Annotated in this window: 3 protein-coding genes; all 3 read right to left on the bottom strand. The window is 71.0% G+C overall.

What is annotated here, in order from left to right; genetic code table 11:
- Positions 1-57: 57 nt before the first annotated feature.
- On the bottom strand, positions 58-3,795 hold the full coding sequence (locus ACFRAR_RS04645; protein ID WP_380694723.1) for an endonuclease/exonuclease/phosphatase family protein: 3,738 nt from the start codon (positions 3,793-3,795) through the stop codon (positions 58-60).
- 189 nt (positions 3,796-3,984) lie between these two features.
- A complete protein-coding gene (locus ACFRAR_RS04640) occupies positions 3,985-5,646 on the bottom strand; it encodes a hypothetical protein (protein WP_380694721.1) in 1,662 nt (553 codons plus the stop codon).
- Positions 5,643-9,194: a hypothetical protein gene (locus ACFRAR_RS04635; RefSeq protein WP_380694719.1), complete on the bottom strand. Its 3,552-nt coding sequence runs from the start codon at positions 9,192-9,194 to the stop codon at positions 5,643-5,645. The genes ACFRAR_RS04640 and ACFRAR_RS04635 overlap by 4 nt, the downstream gene beginning before the upstream one ends.
- Between the last annotated feature and the right edge of the window lie 12 nt (positions 9,195-9,206).

The following is a 9,206-nucleotide window of genomic DNA, read 5'->3' as shown; positions in this document are numbered from 1 at the left end:
GTGTCCGGCCCCGGTGGGTACCGGGGCCGGACACGGCCGCTTCGGTGGACTGTCGGTTCAGAGCCGGAAGGGGTTTCCTCCCTTGGCGCCGATGATGAACCAGGCGGTCGCGCCGGTGTGCAGGGAGGCGTGGTAGCGGTCGCCCTGCCCGGTGTCGAGATAGTCGTGCGACGCGGCGACGATGCCCGCCCCGTCGGCGTTGGGGGCGTGCTCCTGGGCCTGCTGCAGGGTGTTGATCAGGGCATTGGCCTTGTCGGTGTCCCCGGCGGCCTTGCGTGCCTGATAGGCGGCCAGGAGGTGCGCGGTGCCCTCGAACCAGACACCGGTGGTGTCGAGGGTGGTGAATCCGACGCCCTGGAACATCCGTTGGCCGGTCGCGGGGTTCACCGGTCCGTCGGAGGCCGCCATGCGTCCCGCGGCCCAGTCGACGGTGCGCGCGTAGGCGGGGTCGAGGGTGGCGAGGTAGCTCCAGGTCTGGATGTCCTCGGGGACGGCGTCCTCGTTGACGCTGACCCCGTCCAGTCCGGTGCCGGTCCACAGGTGGTTGAGGTCGGCGCTGAGCATGCTCTTGACGAACGTGAAGGCGTTGTCGGAACGGGCCTTCCACACCTGGTCGCCGGTGAGCTGGTTCAGCATGGCGAAGAAGGCGCCGACGTCGATGTTGTGTTCGGTGGCCTTCCAGGTCCGCTTGACCATCCCGGTGCCGTTCTCGCCCGGGGAGTCGTCGGCGTAGCCGCCGGTGTAGCCGCCGACGCCGCGGTCGTCGGCGGAGTTGGCCTGGATCCAGTTCGCGGCCCGCAGCGCGCCGGCGAGGTACCTGCCGTCCCCGGTGGCCTTGTACAGGTGGGCGAAGGCCATGCCGGCCCAGGCCATGTTCCCCGTGTAGACGGACCAGCCGCCGATGTAGGGGGTGCCGACCGGGTAGTCGCGCCCGAGGGTGGTGATGAACGGGTCGGGCAGGTAGGACGCGCGGATGCGGCCGTCGTTGACCGGGTCGTGGTCCTGGGCGTACAGCAGGCTGTCGCCGAGTTTCTTGGCCCGGTCGTACTCCCCGGTCTGGAGGAAGGCGTAGACGGCGGCGGCGTTGTCGTACGTGAACGACGACTGGTAGCCGTCCTTGAACTTCCCTCCGGGGGCGAAGAAGCCGCCCGTGTAGCTGCGGGGCACGCCGAGCTTCAGCTCCGGCCCGGCCGGCGGCCGCGGGTCGCCCGTGATCGGGTCCTTGACGTAGTCCGTGCGGACGGAGGGGGCGGAGCGGTCCTGGACGGAGGCGAGGAAGCCGGTGGCCCGGTTCACGGACCCGTAGGTGTACATCGGGTCGTACTCGACCGTCTGCAGGGAGGGCAGCGAGGACCCGGGGGAGGAGCTGCACCGGAATTCCCGGCCGCCGCTGCTGATCTGGTTGTTCGCCTGGGTCAGGCAGCTGCTGAGTGCCCGCTGTCCGTAGGCGTTCGGGTGGATGGCTTCCTGCTTGTCGCCCTGGGAGCCCCACGGCATCAGCACGTACGGGACCCAGCGCACCCATTCGGCCTGCGCCGCCGGGAGCGGGTTGGCCGAGCTGTTGGCCGCAGTGGCCTGCTTGGTGCCGGTGCGGCACAGTTCGTGTCCGGCGAGCGCGTCCTGCATGTCGATGAAGAAGGCGTTCCCGCGCCGTGCGGCGCTCCTGAGCATCGTGCTGACGGCGGGGATGACCTCCTTGCGGGCCCAGGTGGCGTCCTCGTTGTAGAACGGGCATCCGCCCGACTGGTAGCGCTCGTAGTTCTCCGCCGGGTAGCGGTAGTGGTTGTCGTCGGCGTCGGCGATGGGGCCCGGGTAGGACTGGAGCACCAGACGGTAGTTCCCGCTGTCGTAACCCTGGGAGCGCATGGCGGCGTGGATGGCGTCCGTCGCGCCCACCACCTTGTCCTCGACGCCGGCGAGCTTGCCCCGGATCACGCCGTCCGCCCCCGCCGCCTTGCAGGACTTCAGGCCGGTCATGAAGTTGAACCCGCACTGCGTCATGGCCCCGACGAGGTCCAGGTCGTTGCCTCCCACCGACAGGACGATCGTCTTGATCTGGTAGAGCTTCGCCAGTTCCTTCAGCTGCTCGACCTGCGGCTTCTCCCCCTTGAAGCCGCTCTGGACCACGTTGTCCGTGGTCGCCCCCGAACAGGCCAGGTTGAACCGCAGCTCGGGCGGGACGCCGTCGATCTCGGCGCCGGCGATCTCCGACACGTCGGAGCGGTCACACCGACTGCCCCCGTCGTAGCCGGTGTCCCCGTAGACCCCTTGCAGGTCGTGCTGACAGTTGCTCTCGTCGGCGTTGCAGGCGGATGAGGCCCGGTCCGTGCCCCAGGCGGAGCCGCCGCTTCCGCTGTTCGCGTTCCCGGCCCAGCGGCCGGCCTCGCCCGAGATGTAGCTGTCACCCATCGCCACGACGGCCAGCGGCTTCTGCCCGACGGTCCAGGTCACGACGGCGTTGTTGCCGACGCCGCCCGCCCGGTCGATCCTGAACGTGGAGTAGTCGCTGCCGGCCTCGTCGTAGCTGTTGGAACCGATGAACGGGTTGTCCCAGTGCAGTTGCACCTGGCGGTTGTCATTGCTCCTGATCGAGCAGTTCTGGGTGACGTACCGGACGTTGGCCTCCGTCCCGGTCGCGATCCCCGAGCTCTCCGAGCCCCATGACGCACCCTGCTCCCTGGAGATGCGATCGGGCGGAGAGGCGGTCCAGATGCCGTGCAGCAGCCCGCGCCACTCCAGCGTCAGGTCACAACCGGTGCGGTTGCTGAAGATCACCCCTGTGCTGCGCGCGGCCATGGTGGGCGGCGGTACGCAGGGATCGCTGTTGTCCGTCACTCCGAACCCCGTGCACGGAGGCTGGGCGAACGGGGAGTTGAACTCGACCGGCCAGTGGTCGGATCCCAGGTTCAGCATCCGCGACGCGCGGACGGCTCCGGTCGGCGGATCGCTCGACACGGCGTAGTCCAGTTCGCTGTTCTCGTTGAGGTCGCTGTCGTGATGAGTGAATTCACCCGTCCTCATCACGGTGTTTCCGGGCTGCATTCCCTGGAACGCGTCGTTCGGATTCGCGGGGGCGCCCGGGCTCTGGAGGTTGTAGTTGAAGTCACCGGCGACGACCCATTGTCCGCCGGGGACGGAGCCGCGGTCACGGACCGCGGCCACGGCGCGGTGCCGGTCGTTTCCGCTGCCGGAGAATCCGTGGATGCTGTAGAACGAGTCGTTGCCGATGCGCACGCCGATCAAGGGCCGCGGCCGCGAGCCGCCCGGCATCGTGTCCGGCTGGATCACCAGCGGCTGCGGAACGTTTCCGTTGAGCTGGTCCAGTCTGACCATGATGGCCATGTTGACCCGGCCGCTACCCGGGGTGGTCGGGTTCGTGTCGGTCCGAATCCAGTAGAGGGTGTGGGTGGGCCGGCTGGCCGTCCCGAAGTTGTACTGGTACACGGTGATCGGAACGGTCGCCGGCACTCCCACCGGATTGGTGTAGTCCGTGTAGCCCGGGTTGAAGGCGTGCGTGGTGATGGGATTGCTGGGGGAGGAGGCGGGCATGGCGCCTGCCTCCTGCATCATGAGGACGGCATTTCGCGGCCGGTGCATCGAGCGGTCCTCGAAGAACCCCGGGATGTCCTCCGTCCACTTCTTGCCCTCGCTCGCGCCCCGCATGTTCCACGTCGCGAACCGGTAGCCGTTGACGGCCGCGTGGGCGGGCGGCGCCGCGCTGATCAGCTGGGCGAGTACCAGGAGAAGGGCGAGTGAGCATATCGCTGCCGTCCAGCGTCTGCACGCTTCAGGCATTCTGGTGGATTTCACGTTCGTCCGTTTTGCTTGGTGGATTCGAATGGACCGCGGGAGGACCGGCCGCCGCGGTGCACCGTCGCACCCTGGCCGGCAGAACCCCTTGGACAGGAACGGACGCGACGGCCGACGCGGTTCACCGGGCTCGAACGACCGCCCTGATCGGTGGCCTTGCCGTCCGCAGCGCGTTCAGCGCATGTAGAAGAGGTAGATCTTGTCGTTGAAGACGGTCATGGCGGCGCCGTCCTTGGTGGAGTTGGTGACGATGGGCGACGCCGTGCTCCACGCACTCGAGGTGGTCTGCGTGTACTGGCGGAGGTACGCGCCGTCCTCGCCGCGGCGGACGAGGTAGATGGTCTGTCCGAGCGTGGCCAGGGCCGCCGGCCCGTGCGAGGTGGGCTGGACCCCGTAGGGGATGGTGCTGATCCCGGTAAACGGTGACTGCGACTGCCTCCACTGCCCATCCGGGTCATGGGAGACCATGTGCAGCGCCTGGGTTCCGACCGTCCGGCCGGGCCCGACGGCCAGGGCCGCGGCGCCGGTGCTGATGGCTGTCGATACCCGTGTCGCCTGACTCCAGCTCGTCCCGTTGTACGTGGTCCAGAGCACCCGGCCGTCGTCGGCGCGGAACACGCAGTAGAGCTTGCCCTCGAAGGTGGCGATGGCCGGTGCGTGGGTGGTGGACCACTCCATCGGCTGGGGCTCGCTCCAGCGGATCCCGTCGTACGTGCTCCAGGCCAGACGGTCGTCCATGCCCCGGAAGACGCAGTACAACTTGGAGTCGAACGAGGCCAGCGCCGGGGTGTCGGGGCTGCGGAAGTCGAGGGTCTGGTCGGGGAGCCAGTCCAGGCCGTCGGCGGAGGCGGTCCACATGAGGTGGTCGCCGATCAGGGCCCGGTGGACGCAGTGCAGTCGCCCGTTGTGGACGGTGACGGCCGGCGGCTTGGCCCCTGAGTGGACCGAGACCGGGACGGGGGCGCTCCAGCCGTCCTGGGGGGTGAAGTTCATGCACATCAGGTTGGAGACGCGCAGGGTGCTCAGGGTGCCCCTGACGTAGAGGTTGGTGACCTCCAGGTCCGGCATGTTGACGGTGACGAGCGTGGTGAGGGTGCGCTCGACGGTGGTGTTGCCGGACTGGGCGACGCCGCGCAGGTAGAACGGCGTGGTCTGGCGGAGGTTGTTGACCGTGTAGGTGCGGACGTTGGTGACGTCGATCTCGGCGGTTCCGTAGAGCAGCTTGTAGGTGGCGCCCGCGGAGGCCTCCCAGGTGAGCGTGGTGCTGCCGCTGTGGTCGAGGGCGATCGGGTTGGCGCGCAGGTTGTCGAGCCGGAAGTCGGGCGGGAACTTGCCGACGGGCAGCAGGTCGATGTCGTCCTTGTAGGAGGCGCTGGTCCCGGCCCGGCGCCAGCTGACGATGACGGTGAGCGGGACGGTGCCGACCTGGCGGTTGACGGGGATGTTGCGCAGCTGGATGGTGACGCCCTGGCCGGGGTTCACGACGACGGCGCCGCCCGGTGCGTTGAAGACGATCTCCTGCTCGGGCTCGTTGTGGGAGGGGGTCCAGCTCGCGCCGGCGTGGTTGACGGTGGCTTCGATCTCCTTCAGGTGCTCGGTCAGGGCGTGGGAGAGGTCGCCGATGGGGAAGCCGACGGTGATGCGCCGGATCTCGATCGGGTTGAAGCCCTGGTGGCTGCCGACGATGACGATGTCGGCCTTCTCCAGCGCGCCCGTGGCCGGGGAGACGCGTACCGGGTCGGGCTTGGTGGTCATCTCGTACGCCAGCCCGGACTGGTCGGAGGAGGCGGTCTGGGCCCCTCCGACGGCGACGGACTGGGAGACGGTCAGGCTCATGCGGCGGGTCCGTTCTGGTGGTCGTGGTCGGCGGCGGTGGCGGCGGTGGCAGCGTCGCCGAGCAGCAGGAAGCCGGAGCGGATCTCCGGGCGGCCCAGCGGCAGGGCGGCGGGGTCGGGGACGGTGATGGGCAGGGTGCGCCAGCCGGTGCCGTGCGGTTCGGCCCAGGCCCAGGTGCCGGTGACCGTGGCGGGGGCGGGCATGACGGCCGTGCCGGCGGCCTCGGCGGCCAGCAGTGGGCCGGCGCGGAAGCCGACGGTCATCCGGGCCAGGGCCCGGGCGGTGAACTCCTGCGGCACGTGGACGGTGCCGGTCGGCAGGATGTCGGTGGTGGCGTGGACCGGCACGCGCGGGTCGACCAGGAGGGTGGCCAGGGCCGGTTGCCCGCCGAAGGAGAGGCGGACGGGCGGTTCGCTGTCGGTGGGGATCCGGCGCAGGTAGCCGCCGTGGTCGCCGCGCGGTGCGATGACGGTCTCGAAGTGGTCGTAGTCGTCGTCCAGGACGCAGCCGACGAGGCCGTCGTCGGTGTGCGCGGGCTCGCCGAGCCGTACGAACCACTGGTAGCCGGGAAGGTGCGGCTCCGGCGGGTCGATGACCTCCGTCCAGCCGACGGTCCTGCGGGCGGGGCCGCACAGTTCCAGGTCCAGGCGGGTGCGGACCAGGGCGAGGGGCCGGCCGAGCAGGAAGCCGAGGCCGGTGTCCTCGGGGCCGTCGGGGTCGATCATGGAGAGGGAGTCGTCCAGGGTGGCGCGCACGGCGGCCAGGACGGCCGGGCCGCGCTGCCGGATGGCGGCGAGGAAACGGTAGGCGTGCGGGGAGACGGCTTCCAGCCGGGCGAGTTCGGTGACGGAGGAGCCGGGCAGGGCGACCCAGTCGACGACGCGCCGCCCGTCGGGGGAGAGGACCTCGCGCAGTTCGCCCAGGGCCACCCCTTCGGGGTCGAAGCAGGCCAGGGTGCGGTCGAGGCGGTTGTGCAGCAGCCAGGCGCAGACCGGGTTGGCGCCGGGGGTGACGGCGACGTCCTCGTCGCGGTCGCCCGCGAGGAAGTCCAGGCGCAGCCGGGCGGGTTGGAGCAGGCGCGGGCCCAGTTCGACGAGGCGGTCGGGGGCGAGCTCGTCGATGGGGTGGTCGGGGGTCATCGAGCCGGGCCGTACGGGCTCGAAGTGCAGTTCGTCCTGGACGAGGTTGACGGCCCGGCCGAACCGGTCCACGACCGACAGGCGGGTGAACGCGAGCTGCCCGGCGCGCAGTTCGTGGAAGACGGAGTCCTTCCAGGGCTGGCCGCCGTACTTGGGCGGGGTGCCGGGCACCGGGGCCGGGCTGTCGATCGGGCCGGTGAGGAGCTCGACGGCCTGGGGCGGGCGGCGGCCCGCGCGGGTCTCGCGCTGCCTGAGGGTCGCGCCGAATCCGTCGAGGGTCTGGGAGAGGAAGTCCTGCTTCCGGGCGTCCTCGCGCAGCCGGCGCGTCAGCTCCTGGGGCAGGTCGGCGCGGTAGGCCGTGTAGTTGTCGATCTGTCCGGCGAGGGCGTGCCCGGCGCTGGGCGTGAGGATCTGACGGCCCATCACCTCGACGGGTTCGGGGATCTCGCCCTGGCCCGTCCAGCGGTAGCGGGTACCGTCGAAGCGCCAGCGGGCCTGGCCGTTCTCCTCGTAGGCGAGCGGGGTGTAACTGGCTTTCCACATGAGGTAGAGCGGCTGCCAGGGCTGGCGCCAGGCCTCCGTGCCGTACGCGGGGAGCGCGCCGGTGACCTGCTCCGGTTTGACGGTTCCCAGGTCGGGGGTGCGGGCGAGGATGAAGAACTCGGTGAGGGCGGCCGGGACGACGGCGGGCAGCCCGCCGGTGGCGATCCGGGCGACGTCGGTGACGACCGAGCCCGCGTTGACTGCTCCGATCGCGGTGACCAGGCGGTCGGCGGGTCGGCAGGGCAGGGCGGAGCCGCGGGTGAGCGGGGCGTTGAGGTTCGCGCCCTGTAGGAGGACCACGGGGTCGGTGGAGTCCTCGAACGGTTCTGCGGGTACGCGCTTGAGGATTCCGGCCGAGCGCATCCCCTCGCGGGCGGCGTGCGCGGCGGCGCTCGCCTCCAGTTCCGCAGGTGTGGTGCCCCAGGGGATCTGGGCGCGTTTCTCTTCGAGGCTGCGGGTGAGTTCGGTGACGCGACCGGCGGCGCCGTGGGGTACGGCGGGGTTCAGCTCGTTGTCGATGGCGGCGGCGAAGTCGGGGTGGGGTCGCGCCTCCAGGGAGAGCGCCCACAGCAGGTAGAGGCGCTCCTGGGCGGCGGCCAGGTCGCGGGCGAGGGCGTCGTGCTCGGCCTGCGCCTGGTTGAGGTCGGCGACGACCCTCTCCTCCCGTTCCCGGCGCTCGGCGCGTTGGGCGGCGGTGAGCGCCGCGCGGGCCTCGGGGGTGTCGCCGTCCACGACGCGCCAGGTGAACCCGGCGCTGGCGGGGCCGAAGCCGGTGGCGTGGGCGGCGCGTGCGGTGAGGTCGTCGCCGGCGCCGTCGGATCGGTCCAGGGCGTCCAGGGTGCCCAGGGCGAACGCCCCGAACAGGCGGGCCTCGTCGGCGCTGAGCGCGCCCTCGCCGTCGCTCTGCCCGGGGAGGGCGGCGAGGGCCTCGGCGGAGCTGTTGGCCACGCAGACCGCGATGTTGTCGGGGCCCGGGCAGTCCGAGGCGGGGACGCCGCCTCCGGGCTGCCACAGGACGCCGAGCGCGCTGCCGGTGTACAGGGTGCGGCCGGTGGCGCCGGTGGCGGCCGGGGCGAGCCATTCGAGGCGCTCCAGCAGCCGGGCGAGCGGTTCGTCGGAGGCCAGGATGTCGGTCGTGGGGTCGGAGTACCAGCCGCTGACGTGGTAGCTGAGGCGGGCGTCGCCGGCCACGTCGTCCAGCGGGTCGTGGAGGGAGAAGACGTTCTCGTTGTACGGCTGGAAGGCGGTGAACGTCAGCAGGCCGGAGCCGATCGCGGTCAGGAACGGCGCGCGGGCGTCGGCGGGCTCGCGCCAGGGCTGCTCGGCGCTCAGCTCGTACCGGCGGCCGAGGAAGGTGGCCTTCAGCTCGCCGTCGTCGTTGTCGCCGCTGCCGTTGCCGTCCGGGTCGAGGTAGGAGACGGTGCCGGGCACCACGTGCTGGCCGTCGGCGCGGGTGCCGAGGTAGTCGCTCTGCACGACCCAGGCGCGGGTCTGGCGGGTGTCGGCGCGGTAGCGGACCACCAGCCAGCGGTTGGGCACAAGGGGGAAGTCGCCGATCCCCTCCACCTCGTCGTGGCGGCCGCGGGTGAGGGCCTCGGGGAGCTGCCACTGGAGGTAGACGCCGCACCGGCCGGGGTCGTCGCTCCAGTCCTCGAAGGTGAACGGCACGGGTTCGGGCGGCAGGTTGTCCCAGGCCAGGGTGGCGAAGTCGGCCTGCCAGCGCTGCCAGATGAAGCTCCCGTCGGTGATGCGGGTCTGGTCGTTGACCGCGAGCGCGGCGACCTCGACCGGGACCACGAGGGTGTTGTCGGCCGTCATCTCCCGCTGCCCGGCCGTCGCCTGCCGGGTGGTGCGCTGCGTCGTCATCGTCTGCTTCCT

The sequence above is a fragment of the Kitasatospora sp. NPDC056651 genome (assembly GCF_042792155.1).
Taxonomy (GTDB): domain Bacteria; phylum Actinomycetota; class Actinomycetes; order Streptomycetales; family Streptomycetaceae; genus Kitasatospora.
Note: the sequence above shows the minus strand (reverse complement) of the source record. Positions and strands in the feature narration are given on the sequence as shown.

Bases quoted from the DNA above. Each gene is read 5' to 3' on its own strand.
- ACFRAR_RS04635 (WP_380694719.1), bottom strand. From the start codon at position 9,194: ATGACGACGCAGCGCACCACCCGGCAGGCGACGGCCGGGCAGCGGGAG.
- ACFRAR_RS04640 (WP_380694721.1), bottom strand. From the start codon at position 5,646: ATGAGCCTGACCGTCTCCCAGTCCGTCGCCGTCGGAGGGGCCCAGACC.
- ACFRAR_RS04645 (WP_380694723.1), bottom strand. From the start codon at position 3,795: ATGCCTGAAGCGTGCAGACGCTGGACGGCAGCGATATGCTCACTCGCC.